General features: G+C 69.3%; 20 protein-coding genes. 11 read left to right on the top strand and 9 right to left on the bottom strand.

The annotated features are described in order from the left end of the window. Window positions 1-103 precede the first annotated feature (103 nt). The gene (locus V7Q42_RS03700; RefSeq protein WP_333822541.1) at window positions 104-733 is read right to left on the bottom strand and encodes a nucleoside/nucleotide kinase family protein; all 630 of its coding nucleotides are present in this window, start codon (window positions 731-733) and stop codon (window positions 104-106) included. Between the two features lie 88 nt (window positions 734-821). Next, window positions 822-1,742 carry a LysR family transcriptional regulator gene (locus V7Q42_RS03695; protein ID WP_333822540.1) on the bottom strand — a complete coding sequence of 307 codons (921 nt, stop codon included), beginning with the start codon at window positions 1,740-1,742 and terminating at the stop codon, window positions 822-824. Window positions 1,743-1,930: 188 nt separating this feature from the next. Here V7Q42_RS03695 and V7Q42_RS03690 point away from each other — a divergent pair, with 188 nt between their 5' ends. The 9 genes from V7Q42_RS03690 to V7Q42_RS03650 all read left to right on the top strand — a co-directional run bounded on the left by V7Q42_RS03690 (window position 1,931) and on the right by V7Q42_RS03650 (window position 10,174). Further along, window positions 1,931-3,214: a gallate dioxygenase gene (locus V7Q42_RS03690; RefSeq protein WP_333822539.1), complete on the top strand. Its 1,284-nt coding sequence runs from the start codon at window positions 1,931-1,933 to the stop codon at window positions 3,212-3,214. Between the two features lie 337 nt (window positions 3,215-3,551). After that, a complete protein-coding gene (locus V7Q42_RS03685; RefSeq protein ID WP_333822538.1) occupies window positions 3,552-3,977 on the top strand; it encodes a YeeE/YedE family protein in 426 nt (141 codons plus the stop codon). Between the two features lie 11 nt (window positions 3,978-3,988). Further along, entirely contained in the window at window positions 3,989-4,441 is a 453-nt protein-coding gene (locus V7Q42_RS03680) for a DUF6691 family protein (protein ID WP_333822537.1), read from the top strand. 372 nt (window positions 4,442-4,813) lie between these two features. Further along, on the top strand, window positions 4,814-5,500 hold the full coding sequence (locus tag V7Q42_RS03675; protein WP_333822535.1) for a GntR family transcriptional regulator: 687 nt from the start codon (window positions 4,814-4,816) through the stop codon (window positions 5,498-5,500). 32 nt (window positions 5,501-5,532) lie between these two features. Beyond that, the gene (kduI, locus tag V7Q42_RS03670; RefSeq protein ID WP_333822534.1) at window positions 5,533-6,369 is read left to right on the top strand and encodes a 5-dehydro-4-deoxy-D-glucuronate isomerase; all 837 of its coding nucleotides are present in this window, start codon (window positions 5,533-5,535) and stop codon (window positions 6,367-6,369) included. After that, on the top strand, window positions 6,366-7,130 hold the full coding sequence (gene kduD, locus V7Q42_RS03665) for a 2-dehydro-3-deoxy-D-gluconate 5-dehydrogenase KduD (protein WP_333822533.1): 765 nt from the start codon (window positions 6,366-6,368) through the stop codon (window positions 7,128-7,130). The genes kduI and kduD overlap by 4 nt, the downstream gene beginning before the upstream one ends. A 133-nt stretch (window positions 7,131-7,263) precedes the next feature. Continuing rightward, entirely contained in the window at window positions 7,264-8,238 is a 975-nt protein-coding gene (locus tag V7Q42_RS03660; RefSeq protein ID WP_333822532.1) for a TRAP transporter substrate-binding protein, read from the top strand. Between the two features lie 131 nt (window positions 8,239-8,369). Further along, window positions 8,370-9,659 (top strand): TRAP transporter large permease, encoded by a 1,290-nt coding sequence (locus V7Q42_RS03655; protein ID WP_333822531.1) that lies wholly within the window; start codon window positions 8,370-8,372, stop codon window positions 9,657-9,659. Then, window positions 9,656-10,174, top strand: coding sequence for a TRAP transporter small permease (locus V7Q42_RS03650; RefSeq protein ID WP_333822530.1), 519 nt, complete (start codon window positions 9,656-9,658; stop codon window positions 10,172-10,174). The genes V7Q42_RS03655 and V7Q42_RS03650 overlap by 4 nt, the downstream gene beginning before the upstream one ends. A gap of 32 nt (window positions 10,175-10,206) precedes the next feature. Here V7Q42_RS03650 and V7Q42_RS03645 read toward each other — a convergent pair whose 3' ends face one another. The 5 genes from V7Q42_RS03645 to V7Q42_RS03625 all read right to left on the bottom strand — a co-directional run bounded on the left by V7Q42_RS03645 (window position 10,207) and on the right by V7Q42_RS03625 (window position 17,118). Next, entirely contained in the window at window positions 10,207-11,214 is a 1,008-nt protein-coding gene (locus tag V7Q42_RS03645) for a Gfo/Idh/MocA family oxidoreductase (RefSeq protein WP_333822529.1), read from the bottom strand. 279 nt (window positions 11,215-11,493) lie between these two features. Next, a complete protein-coding gene (gene iolB / locus V7Q42_RS03640; RefSeq protein ID WP_333822528.1) occupies window positions 11,494-12,303 on the bottom strand; it encodes a 5-deoxy-glucuronate isomerase in 810 nt (269 codons plus the stop codon). A gap of 78 nt (window positions 12,304-12,381) precedes the next feature. Then, window positions 12,382-13,272 (bottom strand): myo-inosose-2 dehydratase, encoded by an 891-nt coding sequence (gene iolE, locus V7Q42_RS03635; protein ID WP_333822527.1) that lies wholly within the window; start codon window positions 13,270-13,272, stop codon window positions 12,382-12,384. A gap of 2 nt (window positions 13,273-13,274) precedes the next feature. Next, the gene (gene iolD, locus V7Q42_RS03630; protein ID WP_333822526.1) at window positions 13,275-15,122 is read right to left on the bottom strand and encodes a 3D-(3,5/4)-trihydroxycyclohexane-1,2-dione acylhydrolase (decyclizing); all 1,848 of its coding nucleotides are present in this window, start codon (window positions 15,120-15,122) and stop codon (window positions 13,275-13,277) included. Window positions 15,123-15,192: 70 nt separating this feature from the next. Continuing rightward, window positions 15,193-17,118, bottom strand: a complete 1,926-nt coding sequence (locus V7Q42_RS03625) for a bifunctional 5-dehydro-2-deoxygluconokinase/5-dehydro-2-deoxyphosphogluconate aldolase (RefSeq protein ID WP_333822524.1) — start codon at window positions 17,116-17,118, stop codon at window positions 15,193-15,195. A 222-nt stretch (window positions 17,119-17,340) separates the two neighbouring features. On the opposite strand from V7Q42_RS03625, the gene iolG reads away from it, so the two are divergent. Beyond that, window positions 17,341-18,327 (top strand): inositol 2-dehydrogenase, encoded by a 987-nt coding sequence (gene iolG, locus V7Q42_RS03620; RefSeq protein WP_333822523.1) that lies wholly within the window; start codon window positions 17,341-17,343, stop codon window positions 18,325-18,327. Window positions 18,328-18,340: 13 nt separating this feature from the next. Here iolG and V7Q42_RS03615 read toward each other — a convergent pair whose 3' ends face one another. Further along, a complete protein-coding gene (locus V7Q42_RS03615) occupies window positions 18,341-19,177 on the bottom strand; it encodes a MurR/RpiR family transcriptional regulator (RefSeq protein WP_333822522.1) in 837 nt (278 codons plus the stop codon). 98 nt (window positions 19,178-19,275) lie between these two features. Next, entirely contained in the window at window positions 19,276-20,019 is a 744-nt protein-coding gene (locus V7Q42_RS03610; RefSeq protein WP_333822520.1) for a response regulator transcription factor, read from the bottom strand. 305 nt (window positions 20,020-20,324) lie between these two features. On the opposite strand from V7Q42_RS03610, the gene V7Q42_RS03605 reads away from it, so the two are divergent. Then, window positions 20,325-21,356: an ABC transporter substrate-binding protein gene (locus V7Q42_RS03605; protein WP_333822519.1), complete on the top strand. Its 1,032-nt coding sequence runs from the start codon at window positions 20,325-20,327 to the stop codon at window positions 21,354-21,356. Window positions 21,357-21,412: the final 56 nt, after the last annotated feature.

Below are 21,412 nucleotides of genomic sequence, written 5' to 3'. Positions count from 1 at the left end.
GGCTATCTCGCTCGAATCCTCAACGCCTGACCGTTAACCCGGATTCAGGGCCGTGGGTACAGAACCTAGACGGACGCGCGGAAAAAACCGGACGGCCGATCGCTCAGACGGCCGTCCCCTCGGGCGACCAGACGATGTCGGCGGGGCCACTGTCGGCGAGGACCGTGTCGACGTTCGGCAGGTCGTTGCCGTCGACCCAGGCGCGCGCCGCTGCGGCGGTCCAGCCGAGATCGTGCCAGCGGGCGAGGAGCCGGCGCTCCAGTTCGGTGCGCGGAACGTCGATGCGGATCGTGAGGTCGAAACTCGACCGCAGGGCCGCCCATGGCCCGTGTGTCAGGAGGAGATAGTTCCCCTCGACCAGCACGAGGCGGATCTCCGCGCCGATCACCAGCGCCCCGGCGCGGGCGACGTCGAGGGTGCGATCGAAGACCGGCGCGACCACGGCCTCCTCACGCGCCCGGATGCGTCCGAGCAGCACGTCGAGGCCGGCGACGTCGAAGGTGTCGGGCGCGCCCTTGCGATCGCGGCGGCCGAGGCGGACCAGCAGGTCGTTGTCGAAGTGGAAGCCGTCGGCCTGCAACACCGCCGTCTCCGCCGGCGGCAGCCGTGCCGCCAAGTCGTGCGACAGCGTCGACTTCCCCGCCCCCGGCGGTCCGGCGATCGCCACGACGAAGCGGTCGGAGCCCGCGGCGCGGGTGCGGATCAGGTCGGCGAGGTCGTCGAGCGAGGTCACGGGCGGGCACTCCTCGAAGGTGGCGGGGTGCGAAGACGGCGATGATCGGTAGCATCGTTCGCCGCGTCGGACCACGCCGGTCGCCGGTTCAGGCGCGCCGCCGGTCGGCGTCGGCGAGGGGCGCGCAGATCTCCTCGAGGAAATCGAGGAAGGCGCGGGTGCGCGCCGACACCAGCCGGCGCGACGGGAAGACCGCCGAGAGGATCGACGCCGAGGTGTCGAACTCGACCTCGACGCCGACCTGCGTCAACCGGCCGGCGCGGATGAGATCGCGGCAATAGCGCTCCGGCAGGAACGAGACGCCGGCGCCGTGCATCACCGCCTCGCGCACCGCCAGGGGATCGTTGACCCGGATCGCCCGCGGGCCGACGTCGAGCCGCAGGGTCTGGTGATCCTGCTTCAGCGCCAGCGGCCGGGCGACGTAGCGGCGTTCGCAGATCTGCACGTGGCGCAGGAGGTCGTGGGCGTCGCAACCGATGTGGTGCGCCGCGACATAGGCGGGCGCGGCGATCCAGATCAGCCGGCCGCCGAGCAGCGACTTCTGGGTGAACTCCGAATCCGCCTGGACGCCGACCACCACGGCCACGTCGAACTGCTCGCCGAGCATGTCGACGGCATGGCTGGTGACGACGAGATCGAGCTCGATCTCGGGATAGCGGCGGTGGAAGCCGGCGAGATGCGGCGCCAGCACCTCCTGGCAGAAGGCCGGCGGCGTCGCCACCGTCAATCGGCCGCGCGGCACCATGGTGAGGCCGGTCATCACCGCGTCGGTCTCGCCGATCTCGTCCATGATGCGCTGGCACTGGCGGAAGAAGGCCTCGCCTTCGCTCGTCACCCGCACCCGGCGCGAATTGCGATCGAGGAGGCGCACCCCGAGATCGTGTTCGAGCCGGGTGATCGACTTGCTGACCGACGATTTCGGCATGGCCAGCGCCTGTGCCGCCGCGGTGATGCCGCCGCGCTCCACCACCGCGACGAAGACCGGCACGTCGTCGATCCGCCACTTCACCGGTCCGCTCCATCGTTCACAGAAAGAAACGTAGCGTTGCCGATCCGGCGATTGTTCGCAAGGAAGAACGTCGACATCCTCCCTGCCACTTCGTCACTTCGGCCGGCGCGTCGACGCCGGAAGGTGGCGAACCCGGAAACGCCGAGCACGTGCGCATCGGCGAAACCAGAAACGACGAGAGGGCGATCATGGCCAAGATCATCGGAGGCATCGGTGCCTCGCATTCCCCGACCATCGGCTTCGCGAAGGACACCGGCAAACAGAACGATCCGGCCTGGGCGCCGATCTTCGAGAGTTTCGCCAAGGTGCGCGACTGGGTGCGGGCCAAGGAGATCGACGTCCTGTTCATGATCTACAACGATCACATCACGTCGTTCTTCTTCGACCACTATTCGGCCTTCGCCCTCGGTGTCGACGACGTGTGGCGGCCGGCCGACGAGGGTGACGGGCCGCGCCCGGTGCCGCCGGCCAAGGGCCACGCGGCGCTCGCCCGCCACGTCGCCGCGGCGCTCGTCGCCGACGAGTTCGACATGTCGTTCTTCCAGGGCAAGCCGCTCGATCACGGCTGCCTATCGCCGCTGTCGATGATGGGCGACGAGGCCGGGCCGTGGGGCGGCTCGATCGTGCCGTTGCAGGTCGGCGTGCTGCAGTTGCCGATCCCCAACGCCAAGCGCTGCTGGAAGCTCGGCCGGTCGTTGCGCAAGGCGATCCAGAGCTTTCCGGACGAGAACCTGCGCGTCGCCATCGTCGCCACCGGCGGCCTGTCGCACCAGGTGCACGGCGAACGCGCCGGCTTCCTCAACGAGGCCTGGGACCAGGAGTTCCTCGATCTCCTGGAGACCGCTCCGGAGAAGCTGGTCGAGAAGCGCCTCGCCGACTACGCCGTGCTCGGCGGCATGGAAGGGGCGGAGGTGATCATGTGGCTGATCATGCGCGGTGCGCTCTCCGGGACCGTGCGCAAGGTCCATCTCCACACCTACGCCCCCTCGGTCACCAACATCGCCACCGTGGTCTTCGAAGACCTCGGCGACGCGCCCGACCCGGAGGAGATCGCCGCCTATCGCGCCCACATGGGCTACGAACTGGCCGGCGCCGAGACGCTCGCCGGGACCTACCCCTTCACTCTCGACCGCAGCCTGAAGAATTTCCGCATCAACGACTTCCTGCACCGGCTGATCGAGCCGGCGCACCGCGCCCGCTTCCGTGACGACTTCGCCGGCCTCGCCGACGCGTACGGTCTCGACGCGGAGGAGCGGGCGTTGATCACCGGACGCGACTGGATCGGCATGATCCGGCGGGGCGTCAGCTTCTTCGTCTTGGAGAAGATGGCGGCGGTGATCGGCGTCTCCAACCCGGAGGTCTACGCCTCGATGCGCGGCGAGACGATCGAGCAGTTCCTCGCCACCCGCAAGGTGCCGATCCGCTATTCCGTCGCCGCCGGCAAGAACGCCGAGGAGATCGCCGCGAACTGATCCCGGACGCCCGCGGGATCACCGACCTCCCGGTCGGCCTTCGCGGTGAGACCGAACGCCCCCGTCCCCCGTGGCGGGGGCGTTCGCGTCTGGGATCGCCACGGGAGCCGTGCCCGGCCGGGAACCGCATCGCGCCGTCCGGCCGACGCCTCGTTTCGCCGCTTGGAACGCGCTGCGAAGGGTGGGCGTTTCGGCGCAACACATTTTCTCTTCGCGGGCGAACAAGAGATCGCACGATCTCGGGTTCGCGACCGCGACATGAGATCTTCTTTTCCACGACGGAGCGGAGCGCGCGATGCGGCGACCGCGACGGACACGAGCGGAACAGAGGATTTCCATGTCGATCGACTGGCTCAACTTCACCCCCCTCGCCTCCCTGGCCGGAGGTGCGGTGATCGGCATCTCCGCCGGCCTCCTGGCGGCGCGCTCCGGTCGCATCCTCGGGGTGAGCGGCTTCGTCTCGGGTCTGTTCGAGACCGACAAGGAATGGACGTCGCGGCTCGCCCTCATCGCCGGTCTGATCCTGGCGCCGTTGCTGATCGGCTCCTTCTACGCCCTTCCCTCCGCAGTCCCCGACGTCGGTTGGACCGCGGTGATCGCCGGCGGTCTGCTCGTCGGCTTCGGCACCCGCCTCGCCTCCGGCTGCACCTCCGGTCACGGCGTCTGCGGGCTCTCCCGCCTGTCGCTGCGCTCGGCGGTCGCCACCGGCTCGTTCATGGCCGCGGCCGTCGCCACCGTCTTCGTCCTGCGCCATCTCGCCTGAGGGACCGAACCATGCGCCCGATCTTCGCACTCTTCATCGGCCTCCTCTTCGGCGCCGGCCTCTGCCTCTCCGGCATGACCTCGCCGGCCAAGGTCCAGGGCTTCCTCGACATCTCCGGCGCCTGGGATCCGTCGCTCGCCTTCGTCATGGCCGGGGCGATCGGCATCGGCTGGGTTTTCTTCCGCCTCGCCCGCCGCCGCCTGCCGGCGCCGTCGCATCGCATCGACCCGGCGCTCGTCGGCGGCAGCGTCGTCTTCGGCGTCGGCTGGGGCCTCGTCGGCTACTGCCCGGGTCCGGCGCTGACGGCGATCGCCAGCCTCGATCCCAAGGCGCTGACTTTCGCCGCCGCCATGCTCGCCGGCACCGCGCTGCAGCGCTTCGTCGCTTCGCTGCGGGTCCCGGCCGGCGGCCTCGCCGCGGCGACCCCGGACGACGCCGCGGCGGCCAACGCCTGCGGCGCCTGAGACCCTTCGCCTCGTCCCGCAGGGGCGAATCGGTCTCTCATCCCCCCGGGGTGCCCTCTCGGGCGCCTCAGGGTCGCATCCCCCGGGTGAGCGTCCGCGTGGCGTCCGCTCGGTCCCGCCTCTCGGCCAATGACACTCCCTCTCAGGACGATCGATCCCCCACTCCGGGCGCCCTTCGCGGCGCCCTTTTCTTTTTTCCGGCACGTCACCCCGAATACCATGTGAGCCGACCATGAAATTTCTTCTGGTACCATTTTCATTACCATACCGTTGTGGTATGGTAGATCTCGTTCACTCTTCGATACCGATCGGTGGCATGCTGCTTCCTCCGGGATCGGCGCCGACACCGAGGGTCGGAGAAGAGGAGAGACCATGTTCGTTTCGAAGGCGGAGACGGCGGCACAGCGGGTCGAACAAGAGATCCGCAAGGCGATCGTCACCCTGGAGTTCCTGCCTGGAACGCCTCTGTCGGAGAAGGAACTCGCCGAGCGCTTCGGCGTGTCGCGCCAGCCGGTGCGCGAGGCTCTGATCGCGCTCGCCCGCGCCGAACTGGTCGAGACCAGGCCGCGGCGCGGCACGCGTGTCTCCCGCATCTCGGCCGACCGCATGCGCCAGCAGCGCTTCGTGCGCGAGTCGCTCGAAGTGGCGGTGGTGCGGCGCGCCTGCGAGAGCTTCGACCCGGACGTGCGCCGGCGCATCGATGCGATCCTCGACGCCCAGGAGGTCCACGCCGAGGCGCACGCCCACTATCTCTTCCAGCGCGAGGATCAGGCGTTCCACGCCGCGCTCGCCGAGGGCGCCGGCTATCCCACCGCCTGGGAGGCGCTCACCGACATCAAGGCCCATCTCGACCGGGTCTGCCACCTGACCCTGCCCGTCCCCGAGACGCTGCCGCTGCTCGTGCGGCAGCACCGCGCCGTCATGGCGGCGATCGACGCCCGTGACGCCGACGCGGCGGAGGCGGCGATGCGCGCCCATCTCGCCGAGATCCTGCAAGCCCTGCCGGAGGTCGAGAAGACCTACGGCTACCTGTTCATGCGACCCGAACTCGACCGGTAGCCGGCGCATCGCCGGCCGGAGAAAGGACCCACGTGGACATCCGTCACGCCCTCCACCACACCCAGGTGGAGACCCTCGGTACCGAAGATCTCCGCCGGCATTTCCTCATCCCCGACCTGTTCCGGCCGGGGGAGGTCCGCGCCACCCTCACCCACTACGAGCGGATGATGGTCATCGGCATCATGCCGGGCGCCGGGCCACTGGCGCTTCCTCCCGAACTCGGCAAGCCGGTCGGCACCGACTTCCTGCTGGAGCGGCGTGAATTCGGCGCCATCGCCATCGGCGGGCCCACCCGCGTGACGGCCGACGGCGAGGTCTTCGATCTCGATTTCCAGGAGGCGATCTATCTCGGCATGGGGACGAAGGACGTCACCTTCGAGAGCCTCGATCCGACCCGTCCGGCCAAGCTCTATGCCGCGTCCTGCCCGGCCCACCATCGCCATCCGAGCCGCAAGGTGAGCATCGACGAGGCGACCCCGGCACCGCTCGGCACCCCGCAGACCGCCAACGAGCGGGTCATCCACAAATACATCCACCCCGGCGTGATGCCGACCTGCCAGCTGGTCATGGGGCTGACGCGCCTCTCCACCGGCAGCGTGTGGAACACCATGCCCTGTCACACCCACGACCGGCGCATGGAGGCCTATTTCTACTTCGAGCTGCCGCCGGACGGCATGGTGCTGCACCTGATGGGTCGTCCGTCCGAGACCCGGCACATCGTCCTGCGCAACGAAGAAGCGGTGGTGTCGCCGCCCTGGTCGATCCACTCCGGCGTCGGCACCTCGGCCTATGCCTTCATCTGGGCCATGGCGGGCGAGAACCAGGTGTTCTCCGACATGGACCACGTGGCGCCGGGGGATTTCCGATGAACCTGACCTCGCTCTTCGACCTGACCGGGCGCACCGCCCTCGTCACCGGCGCACGAACCGGCCTCGGCCGGGCAGCCGCCTGGGCGCTGGCCGGCGCTGGCGCCGACGTCGTCGGTCTCGGCCCCCGGCCGATGCCGGAGACGCGGGCGGAAGTCGAGGCGCACGGTCGCCGCTTCCACGAGGTCCTCGCCGATCTCGCCGAACCGCAGGACTTCGCCGCCCTCGTCGCGACCATCGAAGCCGAGGCGGCACCGATCGACATCCTCGTCAACAACGCCGGCATCATCCGCCGCGCCGATGTCCTCGACTTCTCGGAAGAGGACTGGGACGCGGTGATGACGGTGAACCTGAAGAGCCTGTTCTTCCTCACCCAGGCGGTGGCGAAGTCGATGGTCGCACGCGGATGCGCGGGGCGGATCGTCTCGATCGCCTCGCTTCTCTCCTTCCAGGGCGGCATCCGCGTGCCCTCCTACACGGCGTCGAAGCACGGTGTCGCCGGGCTGACCAAGCTCATGGCCAACGAGCTGGCTTCGAAAGGCATCACCGTCAACGCCATCGCCCCCGGCTACATGGCGACCGACAACACCACGGCGCTGCGCGACGATCCGGTCCGCTCCCGCCAGATCCTCGAGCGCATCCCGCTCGGGCGCTGGGGCGGAGCCGACGATCTCGCCACCGCGATCGTCTTCCTCGCCTCGCCCGCCTCCTCCTACGTGACCGGCGTGATCCTGCCGGTCGACGGGGGGTGGCTGGCGCGTTGAGCCGTCCGTCGCGATCGGAGGCGGAGCCCCCGATCGCCCCAGGGAATACCGAAGGCCGACCCGGTTCGCCGGGAACCGCCGTCGAAGGCACCAAGCGGCGTCGACCGTGCGCCGAGAAACCATGGAGGGTAGGATGAAGTCACTCGCACTCTTTGCCGCGATGCTGCTCGGCTCGACGATCGCCGCGAACGCGCTCGAGCTGAAACTCGGCCACTTCGCCGCCGAAGGTCACCCCTGCGACGTCGCCGCCAAACAGTTCAAGGCGAATGTCGAGAAGCGCACCGGCGGCGCGGTCACCATCGCCCTCTACGGCAACAACGCGCTCGGCTCGCCGCCGGAGGTGCTGGAGCAGGTGTTGCTCGGCGCCGTCGACATGAGCCTGTCGGGCCAGGACCAGATCGCCAAGCACCTGCCCTTCTACGATGTCATCTCCACCCCCTTCGCCTTCAAGGACTACGCCACCGCCGACGCGATCATCGACGGTCCGTTCAAGGCCTGGGCCGATCCGCAGCTGGCGACCAAGAACCTCGTCCATCTCGCCGATTGGGAATGGGGCTTCCGCCAGCTCACCAACTCCAAGAAGTCGGTGATGACGCCCGCCGACATGAAGGGCATGAAGATCCGTACCCCGCCGGCCTTCGCCTATCAGGCCTTCGTCGAAGCGGCCGGCGGCAACGCCGTCACCATCGCCTTCTCCGAACTGGTGATGGCCATGAAACAGGGCGTCGTCGACGGTCAGGAGAACCCGGTCGGCACGATCTATGCGCTGAAGCTCTACGAAACCCAGAAGTACATGACCATCCTGAACTACACCTATTCCTCGATGGTCCATCTGGTGAACAAGAAGAGCTGGGACAAGCTCACCCCGGACCAACAGAAGATCCTGATGGAGGAGTCCTCCGCCTCGGCCAAGCTGGCGCGCAAGCTCCTGCGTGACAACGAAGGCACCCAGCTCGACGACCTGGAGAAGAACAAGGGCATCGTCGTTTCGCGGCCGGATCTGAAGCCGTGGAAGGACGCCATGGGGCCGGCTTGGGAGAAGGTGAAGGCGCGCGTCGGCGCCGACAACTTCACCCGCTTCATGGCCATGGTCGACGCCGCCAAGTGAGGCGGCCCGACGACCGCCGTCCCCCGCTTCGACGCCCGCCAGCGCGACCGGAGGACGGCGGACGGTCGGCCCTCGCCCGGCATCGCGGCCCGCTGTAGGCCTCATCGTTCCTCTCGACGGAGACGTCGCCCGTGCTCACTCTGGCGATCTTCGGCGTCCTTCTGGCGATGCTCATCCTCGACGTGCCGATCGCGGTGGCGATCGGGCTGACGGCGGTGATCTTCTTCGTCGGTCAGGGTCAGGCCGCCTTCCTGGCGCTGTTGCCCCAGCGCATGTACTTCGGCACCACCGGCTTCACCCTGCTCGCCATCCCGTTCTTCATCCTGGCCGGCAACCTGATGAACACCGGCGGCGTCACCAACCGCATCTTCCGCTTCGCCCGCGCCCTCGTCGGGCACATCGCCGGCGGCTTGGGGCAGGTCTCCGTCGTCTCGTCGATGATCTTCTCCGGCATGTCCGGTTCGGCGCTGGCCGACGCCGCCGGCCTCGGGCAGATCCAGCACAAGGCGATGGTCGACGCGGGCTATCGGCCGAAGATCTCGGCGGCGATCGTCGCCTCCGCCTCGACCATCGGTCCGGTGATCCCGCCGTCGATCCCCTTCGTCCTCTACGGCGCCATCACCTCGGTGTCGGTCGCCCGGCTGTTCCTCGCCGGCGCGGTGCCGGGCTTCGCCATGGGGCTCGCGATGATGATCGCCATCGGCTTCATGGCCGGTCCGCGCGGCCTGCCGAAGGACGACAAGGCGAGTTGGCACGAGATCTGGGAGAGCTTCAAGGCGGCGTTCTGGCCGCTGCTCACCCCGGTATGGATCATCGGCGGCATCACCACCGGGTTCTTCACCGCCACCGAGGCCTCGGTCGTCGCCTCGCTCTATGCCGGCCTCCTCGGCTTCGCCTATCGGGACCTGACGATCCGGCAGCTGCCGGCGATCCTCTTCGCCTCGCTGAAGCAGACCTGCGGCCTGATGTTCATCATCGCCACTGCCAACTTCTTCGGCTGGTTCACCATCTTCGAGCGCATCCCCGACGCGCTGATCCTGCAGCTGACCGCCATGGGCACCAGCCAGACGGAGTTCCTGTGGATCGTCGTCGGCGTCGTCCTGACGCTCGGCTGTTTCCTCGAGGGCAACGCCATCTTCCTCATCACCCTGCCGATCTTCATGAAGATCTGCCCGCTGTTCGGCGTCGACATGATCAACTTCGGCGTGGTGATGACGCTGCTGATCATGATCGGCAATCTCACCCCGCCGGTCGGCATGTGCCTGTTCGCGGTGGAGAGTTTCGCCCGTGTCGGCATCTGGTCACTGGCGCTCGAGACCCTGCCCTATCTCGTCACCATCCTCGCCGTCACGCTGCTGTGCACCTTCGTGCCGGAGATCGCGTTGTGGCTGCCGAACCAATTGATGGGAGCGCTGCCGTGACCGCCGTCTTCGCCCTCCTCTCCCGTATCGATCGAGCGCTCCTCTACGTGCTCGAGGTGATCTGCATCGCGCTCTTCGCCGCGATCACCGTGATCCTGACGCTGAACATCGTGGTGCGCTTCTTCCCCTTCATGTCGATGCACTGGTTCGACGAGATCCTGGAGATGCTCTACGGCGCGTTGATCTTCTACGGCGCCTGCGCGGTCTGGGTCGCCCACGAACACTTCTCGGTCGGCGACTGGCTGTCGAAGCGCCTGCCGGGCACCCGCTCGCGCCTCGTCTACCGCTTCCTGGTCGAGGCCGCGTCGCTGGTGTTCATCGCCATCTTCTTCAAGTATTCGCTCGACCTGACGCTCGAGACCTCCGAGCACACCACGGCCTTCGCCATCCACAAGGGCTGGCTCTACGCCTGCATGCCGATCACCGGGGCGATCATGCTGATCTACTCGGTGAAGAACACGGTGCTCGAGCTGCGCGCCATCGTCACCCTGGACGAGAGCGGAACGCCGACCTGAGTTCCTTCGATCGCCGAGGCGATCGTCGCCGCTCACTCGGCGACGACCAGCGCCTCGCGCATCCTCACCGCCAAGGCCGTCGCGGCGCGCGCGTCGTCGAGCCCGAGCGGCGACGGCCGGCCGGCGCGCACCGCTTCGACGAAGGCGCGGGCGCCGTGGAGGAAGGCGGTTTCGAAGCGATCGAAGAAGTCGACGAGCCCGCCGACCCGGCGTCCCCCGTCCTTCTCGACGGTGATCGGCAGATGGCCGAGGCCGCGGCCGATCTCCAGCGCCCCCTCGGTGCCGACGATTGTCAGCATCGACTCGAAGCCGCGATGCGAGGTGCGGCTGACGTGGAAGGTCGCGACGCAACCGCCGTCGAAGGTCACGGTGGCGAAGCCGGTGTCGACGTCGCCGCAGGGTGCGAGGCCCGGATACATCAGGCGCGTCCCCGCCGCCGTCACCGTCCGCGCCTCGGCACCGTCGAGGATCCAGCGGACGAGATCGATCTCGTGGATGGCGCAATCGAGATAGATGCCGCCCGAGGTCGGGGCGAAGCGGACGAAGAAGCCGTGCGGGTCGATCGCGTCCTCCGACGAACAGCGGATGGAGAAGATCTTTCCCAGTTCGCCCGCCTCGATCCGACGCTTGGCTTCGGCGATCGCCGGATCGAAGCGCCGGGTGAAGCCGACCATGGCGACCTGCTTCGGCCGGGCCTTCGCCACCGCGAGTACCCGGTCGCAATCGGCGACCTCGAGCGCCAGTGGCTTCTCGCAGAAGACGTGGCGGCCGCTCTCCAGCGAAGCGACGACATGGTCGGCGTGGAACGAGGTCGGGGTGACCAGCCACACCGCGTCGACATCGTCGCGCGCCAGCAGTTCCGGCAGGCCCGGTTCGGTCGCCAACCCGGGCAGGTTCGCCGCCGCCCAGTCGCGCTCCTCGGCCGAAGGGCTCGCCGCGGCGACGAGCCGGGCACCGGGCACCCGGAAGGCGAGGTTTTCCGCATGACGCCGGCCGAGGCGGCCGAGCCCGACGATACCGATGCGAAGCGCGGACGTCATGTGTCTCTCCTTTCGACCAGAAGTCGCGCCGCCGGCCCGCCTTGGACCCCCGTGCGGCTCGAGCGACGCGAGAAGGTGCCTTCCATTGCCGAACGGGTTCGAACACCCGAGACCCCATCATCCCCGGCCGAAGCGAAGCGGAGGGGAAGGGGATCCATCGGAGGTCCGACGAGACGAGGAGCGAGTGGGTCCCCTTCCCTCGCTTCGCTCGCCGGGGACGACGGCGGAGTGTGTGGCGTCGAATTCCTCGATGCCCGTGCCTCTCGAACCGTTCGGGATTCAGCCCTTCGGCTCGACGATCCATGCGTGGGCCGGGTCGTTGTGGAAGTGCCATTGGCGCACCGGACCGGCCATGGTGTTGAGGTACCAGAGGTCGTAGCCGTGCGGCGCGCCGACCGGATGGTAACCGCGCGGCACCAGGACGACGCAGCCGTCCTCGACCGCCATGGTCTCGTCGATCGAGCGATCGTCGGTGTAGACGCGCTGGAAGGCGAAGCCCTGCGGCGGGTTCAGCCGGTGGTAATAGGTCTCCTCGAGCGCGGTCTCGGCCGGCGGGGCGTCGCGATCGTGCTTGTGCGGCGGATAGCTCGACCAGTGGCCGCCGGGGGTGATCACCTCGACCACCAGCAGGCTGTCGGCCGCCGCCGTCTCCGGCAGGATGTCGCGGATGAAGCGCTGGTTGGTCCCCTCACCGCGCACCGATCGGCCGACCGCCTCCGGCGGGATCGCCCGCGCCGGCCGCCGTCCCGGAACGCCCGGCGACGAACACACCGCCACTTCGGCCGCGCCCACCGCTTCGATGCGCCACGTCGTCCCGGCCGGCACGTAGACCGAGCCCGGCGGTCCGTCGAAGGGCGAGGCGCGCCCGCCGACGATGCCGAAATCCTGATCGCCGGCGACGATCCGTGCCGTCCCCGAGACCATCACCAGACAGGCCTCACGCGCCGCCTCGCCCCCCGAGATCGTCGCGCCGGGCGCGAGGCGATGGACGGCGAAGCCGACATGCGTCCAGCCGGCGCTCTCGGGGGTGATCCCGAGCACGCGGCCGTCGGTCTCGGGGGCGTGGGGGCGAACGAGCAGATCGGTCATGGCTCTCCCTCGGATATGCCGGTCGAGGCACGTCACCCCGACTCCCTACACCGGCGGGGCACATCGCCCCGCGGGCGCTCACGCCGCCGGGCGCAGCCCGGTCTTCGCCAGCACCGCGGTCAGATGGGCGAAGCCCTTGCGGGCGTAGACGAGCGGGTTGGCCTTCACCGGATCCTGTTCCGCCTCGATCACCACCCAGCCGTCGTAGCCGGGGAGTTCGCGGAACACCGCCTCGAAGTCGACGCAGCCGTCGCCGGGCACGGTGTAGACACCGTCGACGACCGCATCGAGGAAGGAGAGATCCTCGGCCATCGCCCGCTCCATCACCGCGCGGCGGACGTCCTTGGTGTGGACATGGGCGATGCGCGAGCGGTACTTCGCCGCGAGTTGCGCCGGATCGGCGCCGCCCCAGGTGGCGTGGCCGGTGTCGAGGACGAGCGCCACCGCCTCGCCGGTCGAGCCCATGAAGGCGTCGATGTCGGCCTGCGACTGCACCACGGTGCCCATGTGATGGTGATAGGCGAGGCGCACGCCCTCGGCGCGAGTCGCTTCGGCGACGGCGGTGACGCGACGGCCGAACTCGGCCCAGTCGCCGGCGGCGAGATGCGGCCGGCGCGACAGCGGCGCCGTCCGGTCGCCGTGGATGGCGTTCGAGGTCTCGGCGAAGACCAGGACGTCGCAGCCCACCGCCTTCAGGAGATCGAGATGCGGCCTCAGCGCCGCCAGCTCGGCCGCCGGGTCGCGGAGGAGCAGTTCGCTCGAGTACCAGCCCGAGACGCAGGCGAGACCGAAGGGCGCGAGCGCCGCCTTCAGCGCGCCCGCCTCGCGCGGGAACTTGTGGCCGAGTTCCATGCCCTCGATGCCGACGCTCGCCGCCTCGGCGAGGCAGGTCTCGAGCGGCGTCTCGCCGCCGAGTTCACGCATGTCGTCGTTCGACCAGCCGATGGGATTGGCGCCGATGCGCAGCATGTTCAGTCTCCGATCCTCTGATTGACGAGCGCCGCCTCGTAGGCCGCCCGCGCGGCGCGAACCTCGGCGCGCTCCGACACTTCCGGCACCGCCACCTCCCACCAGTTGCCACCGGCGTCGGTGGTGACGAGCGGATCGGTCTCCACCACGATCACCGCGGTGCGCGGCGCGAGGCGCGCCTCGTCGAGTGCCGTTTCCAGCTCGGCGATGGTCGAGACCTTGCCGGAAATCGCCCCGAGCGACGCGGCATGTGCGGCGAAATCTACTTCTGGCAGAACCTTGTGGCGGGTATCCTTCAACAGGTTGTTGAAGTTTTCGCCGCCGCACGCCATCTGCAGCCGGTTGATGCAGCCGAAGCCGCGGTTGTCGAGGACGACGATGGTGAGCTTGAGCCCGAGCATCACCGAGGTGGCGATCTCCGAGTTCATCATCAGGTAGGAGCCGTCGCCGACCATGACCGTGACGTCGCGGTCGGGCTCGGCGAGCTTCACCCCGAGACCGCCGGCGATCTCGTAGCCCATGCAGGAATAGCCGTATTCGAGGTGGTAGCCCCCGGGCGCCCCCGGGCGCCACAGCTTGTGCAACTCGCCCGGCAGACCGCCGGCGGCGCAGACCAGCACGTCCGAGGCCTGTGCCTTGCGCTGCACCGCGCCGATCACCTGCGCATCGCTCGGCAGGCCTTCGTTGGCCGCGGCGGTGTGGTGTTCGGCCGTCTCGGCCCAGGCGGCGACGGCGCGGCCGGCCTTTTCGGCCCAGGCCTGCGGCGCGCGCCAGCTCCCCAGCGTCGCGGCGAGTTCCGAAAGCCCGACGCGGGCATCGGCGATCAGCGGCTCGGCGCGGTGCTTTCCCGCGTCGAAGAGTTGGACGTTGAGCCCGACGAGACGGCGCGCCGGATCGCCGAAGAGCGACCACGACCCCGTCGTGAAGTCCTGCAGGCGGGTGCCGACGGCGAGGATCAGGTCGGCCTCGCGCGCCATCTCGTTGGCCGCCGCCGTGCCGGTCACGCCGATCGCCCCGAGCCCGAGCGGATGGTCGGCCGGCATGGCGCTCTTACCCGCCTGGGTCTCGCCGACGGGCAAGCCGAAGCGTTCGGCGAAGGCGAGGAGCTCGGCTTCGGCCTGAGAATAGAGCACGCCGCCGCCGGCGACGATCATCGGCCGATGCGACGCGCGCAACGCCGCCACCGCGACGGCGAGTTCGTGCTCGTCGGGGCGGATGCGCCGCGGCGTCCAGATGCGCTCGGCGAAGAAGCTCTCGGGGAAGTCCCAGGCCTCGGTCTGGACGTCCTGGCACATGGCCAGCGTCACCGGCCCGCAGTCGGCCGGATCGGTCAGCACCTGCATGGCGCGGGTCAGCGCCGGCACGAGCTGTTCGGGCCGGGTGATGCGGTCGAAATACCGCGACACCGGGCGCAGGCAGTCGTTGGCCGAAACGGTGCCGTCGCCGAAGTCCTCGACCTGCTGCAACACCGGATCGGGCCGGCGCGAGGCGAAGACGTCGCCGGGCAGCAGCAGCACCGGCAGGCGGTCGACATGGGCGACTGCCGCGGCCGTCACCAGATTGGTGGCTCCGGGGCCGATCGAGGTGGTGGCCACCATCATCCGCCGCCGCCGCGTCTGCTTGGCGAAGGCGACCGCGGCCAGCGCCATCGCCTGTTCGTTGTGGGCACGGTAGGTCGGCAGCGCCTCGCGGGCGTGCCACAGCGCCTCGCCGAGACCGGCGACGTTGCCGTGGCCGAAGATCGCCCAGCAGCCGGCGAAGATCGGCATCACCTCGCCGTCGATCTCCGTCTTCTGCGCGGTGAGGAAGCGGACGAGCGCCTGAGCTGTGGTGAGGCGGAGGGTCTTCATGGGAGTCCATCCTTGCGAAGCGGAACGGGCCTTCCGACGAGGAACGGGCCGGCGGTCGTGAGTGTCCGCCTCACCCCGGTGGGGCGCAACCGCTCCAGGCGCGGGTCAACCGTTCGAAGCACGCCGCCATCTCGGCGACCGCCGCCGCGTCGTCGATGCGCCCGGCGAGCCAGGCGCGCGCGGCGTCGGCGAAGATCGTCCGACCGACGGCGAAGCCCCGGACCAGCGGCTCGCCCCGCGCCGCGGCGAAGGCGGCTGCGAGCTCCGCCTCCGGCGCGTCGAGGCCGAGGAGGACGATGCCGCGGCAATAGGGATCGTGGCGGCGGATCACCTCGCCGATCGCCCGCCACACCGCCGGATCGGCCTGCGGCTCGAGCTTCCACCAGTCGGGATGGATGCCGAGATCGTAGATCCGATCGAGCACCGCCGGCACGGTGTCGGGTTCGAGGGGGCCGTGCACACCGGCGACGATCTCCAGCAGGAACTCGCGGCCGAGGGTGCGGACCGCGTCGTGGACGCGGAGCAACTCGCGCTCCTGCCGCGCCTTCAGCTCGTCCGGATCGTCGGGGCGGTAGAAGCACAGGCACTTCACCGTGTGGTGCACCGGCCAGTCGGCGAGATGGGCGCCGAGGCTCGCCATGTGGTCGAAGTCGAGCGGGCGGGAGCCGGGCGCCTCGACCGGCCGGCCGATCCACAGACCGTGGTCGGTGGCGCGGAACAGCGCTTCGGCGCCATGGGTGCCGTCGAGCAGGATACCGTAACCGGGCCGGCCGGCGGCGATGCGGGCGGCGGCTTCCACCGCCAACACCTTGAAGTCGGCGATACGGGCGCGATCGACGCCGAGGTCGTCGGCCATCGTCTCGAGTTGGGCGCGGTGGTCGATGGCGAAGGCCATCAGCGTCTCCGCCTGCGGCCGCCGCGTCGTCGCCCAGTGGATGTGGTTCAGCGCCGCGTCGAAGCGCAGAGCGTGGTGGCGGCTGCCATAGCCGAGGAAATGCTGCAGCTCGGTCCAGGTCGGGTTCTCCGGCGAGCACAGGAGCCGCGACACGGCGAAGGCGCCGCAGGCGTTGGCCCAGGTGGCGCAGGTCTCGAGCGGTTCGCCGCGCAGCCAGCCGCGCAGGAAGCCGGCCATGAAGGCGTCGCCGGCGCCGAGGACGTTGTAGACCTCGACCGGGAAGCCGGGGCCGCGGATACCCTCGTCGAGGCTCGCCGGGATCTCGCCCGGGAACACCACGCAGCCCATCGGCCCGCGCTTGCAGACGATGGTGGCGGCGGGGGCGAGCCTGCGGACCTCGCGCAGCGCTTCGAGGATCTCGGTGCGGCCGGAGGCGATGAACAGCTCCTCCTCGGTGCCGACGACGAGGTCGCACAGCGCCAGCACCGGCGCCAGATGCGCCGTCACCGCGTCGGAGCGGATGTAGCGCTCCTCGCCGGCGGCGTGACCGGCCAGCCCCCAGAGATTGGGGCGATAGTCGATGTCGAAGATCACCTTGCGGCCGTGGGCGCGGGCGATGTCGATCGCCCGCATCTGCGCCGCGGCGGTGTTCGCCGTCGAGAAATGCGTGCCCGTCACCAAGACCGCGGCGGCGGAGGCGACGAAGGCCTCGTCGATGTCGGCCGGCTCCAGCGCCATGTCGGCGCAGTTCTCGCGGTAGAAGATCAGTGGGAAGGTCTTGCGGTCGCGCACCGACAGGAGAACCAGCGCCGTCAGCCGCGTCGGGTCGGTTTTGACGCCGGTGACGTCGACGCCCTCGCGCACGAACTGTTCGCGGATGAAGCGGCCCATCTGCTCGTCGCCGACGCCGGTGATCACCGCCGATTTCAGCCCGAGCCGCGCCGCACCGATGGCGATGTTGGAGGGACAGCCGCCGACCGCCTTGGTGAAGCTCGAGATGTCCTCGAGTGCCACGCCGATCTGCTGCCCGTAGAGATCGACCGACGAGCGCCCCATGGTGACGACGTCGAGGCGCGGTTCGGTTCCGCTCGCTTGGCCCATCTCGCGTCCTCCCGAAGCTCGATCGCCGCAGGTTTCGCGGAAAGTCGCACGGAGATCCCGGCGTCTCGCGCCGCGATCACGTCGCGACGACTCGGCCGGCGCGGGCGGTGTCGATCGTTGTCGCCATGAAACTTCCGTTCTATGATGATGTCAATTCGGAACAGATGTTCGCTATCGGTCGAGTCGCGTGAGCCGCGATCGACCTCGACGGGGAGACGAGAGATGAGAATCGCGGTTCTCGGTGCCGGCCGTATCGGCAAGATCCACGGTCGCAACGTCGCCGCCCGGCCGGGCGTGAAACTCGTCGCCGTGGCCGATCCGCACCGTCCCTCGGCGGAGGAACTGGCGGCGGCGACCGGCGCGGAGGTCCGCGACATCGATGCGGCGATCGCGTCGGCCGACGTCGACGCGGTGATCATCGGCACGCCGACCACCACCCACGCCGACCTCATCGAGAAGGCGGCGCGCGCCGGCAAGGCGATCTTCTGCGAGAAGCCGGTCGACCTCTCCGCCGAGCGCATCGTCGCCTGTCTCGAGGTGGTGAAGGCGGCCGGCGTGCCGCTGATGATCGGCTTCAACCGCCGTTTCGACCCGAATTTCGCGGCGCTGCGCCGCCGCCTCGCCGCAGGAGCGATCGGCGAGGTCGAGATCGTCACCGTCCTGTCGCGCGATCCGGCACCGCCGCCGGCGAGCTATGTCGCCACCTCCGGCGGCATCTTCCGCGACATGATGATCCACGATCTCGACATGGCCCGCTTCCTCCTCGGCGACGACGAGCCGGTCGAGGTCCACGCCCTCGGCTCGGCGCTGGTCGATCCCGAGATCGGCGCCGCCGGCGACGCCGACACGGCGCTGGTGGTGATGAAGACCGCCGCCGGGCGGCTGGTGCAGATCTCCAATTCGCGCCGCGCCACCTACGGCTACGACCAGCGCATCGAGGTGCACGGCTCTAAGGGCATGCTGCGCGCCGGCAACGTCCACGAATCGACGATCGAACTGGCGTCGGCCGACGGCTTCTGCGCCGATCCGGTGCAGCACTTCTTCCTGGAACGCTACGCCGAGGCCTATCGCGCCGAACTGGCCACCTTCGTCGACTGTGTCGAGAAGGGCGAAGCCCCCTCGCCGTCCGGCGAGGACGGCCTCGCCGCCCAACGTCTCGCCGACGCCGCGACTCTGTCTTGGAAGACCGGGAAACCGATGCGGCTCTGAGGCGCGTCGCGTCTCAGCCCTGCGCGCCTTCGCGCTTCTCGCCGACCGAGACGGCGAGCGCCATGGCGAGCGCGAAGGTGGCGGCGAGCGAGCGGAAGGCGCCGTAGTCGGCTTCCGCCACCTCGAGCCACGCCCGTGCCGATGCGATCAGCGGCGAGAAGGCGGAATCGGTGATCGCCACGACAGGGATCCCGGCCGCGGCGGCGTTCGCCGCCAGATCCAGCGTCGACTGCGTGTAGGGAGCGAAGCTCACCGCCAGCACGACGTCGCCCGGTCGCGCCGCGGCGATCTGCTCGGCCCCCATCCCGCCGACGTTGTCGACCAGCGTCGCGCGCACCCCCATCTTGGCGAAGGCATAGGCGAGATAGGCGGCCACGGGGAAGACCCGTCGTGCCGCCACCAGATGGATGGTGTCGGCGCCGGCGAGCAGGTCGACCGCCGCCTCGAGCCTGATCGGGTCGAGGGTCGCGCCGAGCCGCTCGATCGAGGCGATCGCCGCTTGCGAGAAACCGTGGAGATGTAGGCCCGGATGAGGCTCCGGCCCCACCGTCTTCAAGGCTTCCAAGCGTTTGTGATAGTCCGGCCAGCCGGCCTTGAGCCGCGCCAGGAACACCTGCTGCATCTCGCTGAAGCCGCCGTAACCGATGGTCTGGGCGAGCCGCACCAGGGTCGAGGGCTGCACGTCGGCCCGAGCCGCGATTTCCGCCACCGTGCCGAGCGCGACGTCGTCGGGGTGGCGCAGAGCGAAGTCCGCGGCCTGCTTCAGCCGCTTCGGCAACCCGCCGTGGGCCGCGACGAGATGCGCCTTCAGGCTCTCGAAATCGCGCGGCGCCGTTTCGTTCCGATCCATCGCAATTCGCTCCCGGGACGTGGCGCCCTGTCGTGAGCTTAGAACGGATGGGTCCTCGAATGGAAATTTTATTCCGCGATCCTTACAGCCCTCGCCGATCACCCGGGCTCGATCGCCTCCACCGGTGCGTCGAAGACGTAGCCGTGGCCGCGTTCGGTGCGGATGAAGCGCGGGTTGGTCGGATCGGCCTCGATCTTGCGCCTGAGCCGCAGGATCAGCACGTCGACGGTGCGGTCGAAGACGTCGCCGCCGGCGCGGTGGGTGAGGTCGAGCAGATGATCGCGCGACAGCACCCGCCCCGCCGCCCCGACCAGTGCCACCAGGAGATCGAATTCCGCCACCGTGAGCGATACCGCCGCGCCGTCCGGCGTGGTCAGGCGGCGTCGATCGAGGTCGATCTCGTGGCCGACGAAGCGCCAGCCGTGACGCACCGGCGGCGGGGCGATCGCCGCGCCGTCACGCCCGGTTCGGCGCAGCACCGCTTTGATGCGGGCCAGCAGTTCGCGCGCGACGAAGGGCTTCACCACATAGTCGTCGGCGCCGATCTCCAGCCCCATGATACGGTCGAGATCGCCGCCGCGGCCGGTGACCATGATGATCGGCACGTCGCTGGAGGCGCGGATCGTCGCGGCGACCGAGAAGCCGTCGCGATCGGGCAGGCGCAGGTCGAGGACGACGAGGTCGATGCGACCGCTCGCCAGCGCCGCGAAGAGCCCGGCGGCGTCGCGACAGGCGACGGTCTCGAAGCCCTCCGAGGCGACGAGATCACAGACCGAACAGCGGACCGTCTCGTCGTCGTCGACGACCGCGATCCGCGTCGGATGACCGACACACGACGTCACGCTCCTCTCCTCCCTCGTTCCGCCGCGCGCCCCCTCGCCCGCCGGATCGTCGTTCGGCCTCGCGCCGCGGATGCTGCGATCCGGTCGACGCCGAGACCCTCCGGCGTCACTCGATCGCGCCGGTTCGGTGAACAATGTTACAGCGAGATGACGTGACGTCGAAATCCCCGGTTCACGCGACCGACGGACACTGCCGCCGGCCCCCCGGCCCCGCCGGACGGGGAAGAAGTTACGTCGAGAGATCCGACCGTCGACCGGGGCGTCCGACCCTTCGACAAACGGCGGCGGATCGCATGGAGGAAAACATGTCGCTCGCCACCCGCCGCACCGCTCTCGCCGCCACCGCCCTCTTCGCCCTCGCCATGGGCTCGGCCACCGCGAAGGCCGAGGAACTGGTCGTCTATTGCGGCGTCCAGGAGGAATGGTGTCAGGCGATGATGAACGCCTTCACCAAGGAGACCGGCATCCAGGTCGCCATGACGCGCAAGAGCGCCGGCGAGACCTATGCCCAGGTCAAGGCGGAAGGCTCCAACCCCAAGGGCGACGTGTGGTGGGGCGGCACCGGTGACGCCTTCCTGCAGGCCGCCGAAGACGGGCTCCTCGTCGAATACAAGTCGCCGAAGCTCTCCGAACTGCACCCGTGGGCGCAGCGCCAGGCGGCGGACGCGCAGTATCGCGCCGTCGGCATCTACGCCGGTGGCCTCGGCTTCGCCGTCAACACCGAGGTGCTGGCCAAGAAGAACGTCAAGGAGCCGGCCTGCTGGGCCGATCTGGTGAAACCGGAGTTCAAGGGCGAGATCCAGATCGCCAACCCGAACTCCTCCGGCACCGCCTACGCCACGCTGGCGACGCTGGTGCAGATCTTCGGCGAGAACCCGGCCTTCGACTTCATGAAGAAGATGCACGGCAACGTCTCGCAGTACACCAAGTCGGGCGCCGCCCCGGCGGTGGCCGCCGCCCGCGGCGAGACGGCGATCGGCATCGTCTTCATGCACGACGGCGTCACCCAGGGCGTCAACGGCTTCCCGGTCAAGGTGATCGCGCCGTGCGAGGGCACCGGCTACGAAGTCGGCTCGATGGGCATCATCAAGGGCGGCCCGAACCCGGAGACCGCCAAGAAATTCTATGAATTCGCCCTGACTCCGAAGGCCCAGGAGACCGCCGACAAGTCGAAGAGCTATCAGGTGCAGGCCAACGTCGCCACGCCGCTGTCGCCCCACGCGCCGCGGCTGGAGAAGGTCAAGCTGATCGACTACGACTTCAAGAAGTTCGGCTCGGCGGCCGAGCGCAAGCGCCTGCTCGCGCGTTGGGACAACGAGATCGGCAGCCTGCGCTGATCCGCGGACATCACCGTCGCGCCTCCCGGGTCCCCCGGGAGGCCTCTCTCCCCCTC

The sequence above is a fragment of the Pinisolibacter sp. genome, from assembly GCF_036782435.1.
GTDB lineage: Bacteria > Pseudomonadota > Alphaproteobacteria > Rhizobiales > Ancalomicrobiaceae > CALBKH01.
The sequence above is the reverse complement of the archived record's forward strand: the minus strand, read 5'-3'. Positions and strand labels throughout refer to the sequence as shown.

Excerpts from the sequence above, each read along its gene's own strand:
- V7Q42_RS03605 (WP_333822519.1), top strand. The coding sequence starts at position 20,325 with ATGTCGCTCGCCACCCGCCGCACCGCTCTCGCCGCCACCGCCCTCTTC.
- iolE (WP_333822527.1), bottom strand. The coding sequence starts at position 13,272 with ATGCTGCGCATCGGCGCCAATCCCATCGGCTGGTCGAACGACGACATG.
- V7Q42_RS03645 (WP_333822529.1), bottom strand. The coding sequence starts at position 11,214 with ATGACGTCCGCGCTTCGCATCGGTATCGTCGGGCTCGGCCGCCTCGGC.
- iolD (WP_333822526.1), bottom strand. The coding sequence starts at position 15,122 with ATGAAGACCCTCCGCCTCACCACAGCTCAGGCGCTCGTCCGCTTCCTC.
- V7Q42_RS03675 (WP_333822535.1), top strand. The coding sequence starts at position 4,814 with ATGTTCGTTTCGAAGGCGGAGACGGCGGCACAGCGGGTCGAACAAGAG.
- V7Q42_RS03680 (WP_333822537.1), top strand. The coding sequence starts at position 3,989 with ATGCGCCCGATCTTCGCACTCTTCATCGGCCTCCTCTTCGGCGCCGGC.
- iolB (WP_333822528.1), bottom strand. The coding sequence starts at position 12,303 with ATGACCGATCTGCTCGTTCGCCCCCACGCCCCCGAGACCGACGGCCGC.
- V7Q42_RS03660 (WP_333822532.1), top strand. The coding sequence starts at position 7,264 with ATGAAGTCACTCGCACTCTTTGCCGCGATGCTGCTCGGCTCGACGATC.
- V7Q42_RS03615 (WP_333822522.1), bottom strand. The coding sequence starts at position 19,177 with ATGGATCGGAACGAAACGGCGCCGCGCGATTTCGAGAGCCTGAAGGCG.
- V7Q42_RS03625 (WP_333822524.1), bottom strand. The coding sequence starts at position 17,118 with ATGGGCCAAGCGAGCGGAACCGAACCGCGCCTCGACGTCGTCACCATG.
- kduD (WP_333822533.1), top strand. The coding sequence starts at position 6,366 with ATGAACCTGACCTCGCTCTTCGACCTGACCGGGCGCACCGCCCTCGTC.
- V7Q42_RS03685 (WP_333822538.1), top strand. The coding sequence starts at position 3,552 with ATGTCGATCGACTGGCTCAACTTCACCCCCCTCGCCTCCCTGGCCGGA.
- iolG (WP_333822523.1), top strand. The coding sequence starts at position 17,341 with ATGAGAATCGCGGTTCTCGGTGCCGGCCGTATCGGCAAGATCCACGGT.
- V7Q42_RS03690 (WP_333822539.1), top strand. The coding sequence starts at position 1,931 with ATGGCCAAGATCATCGGAGGCATCGGTGCCTCGCATTCCCCGACCATC.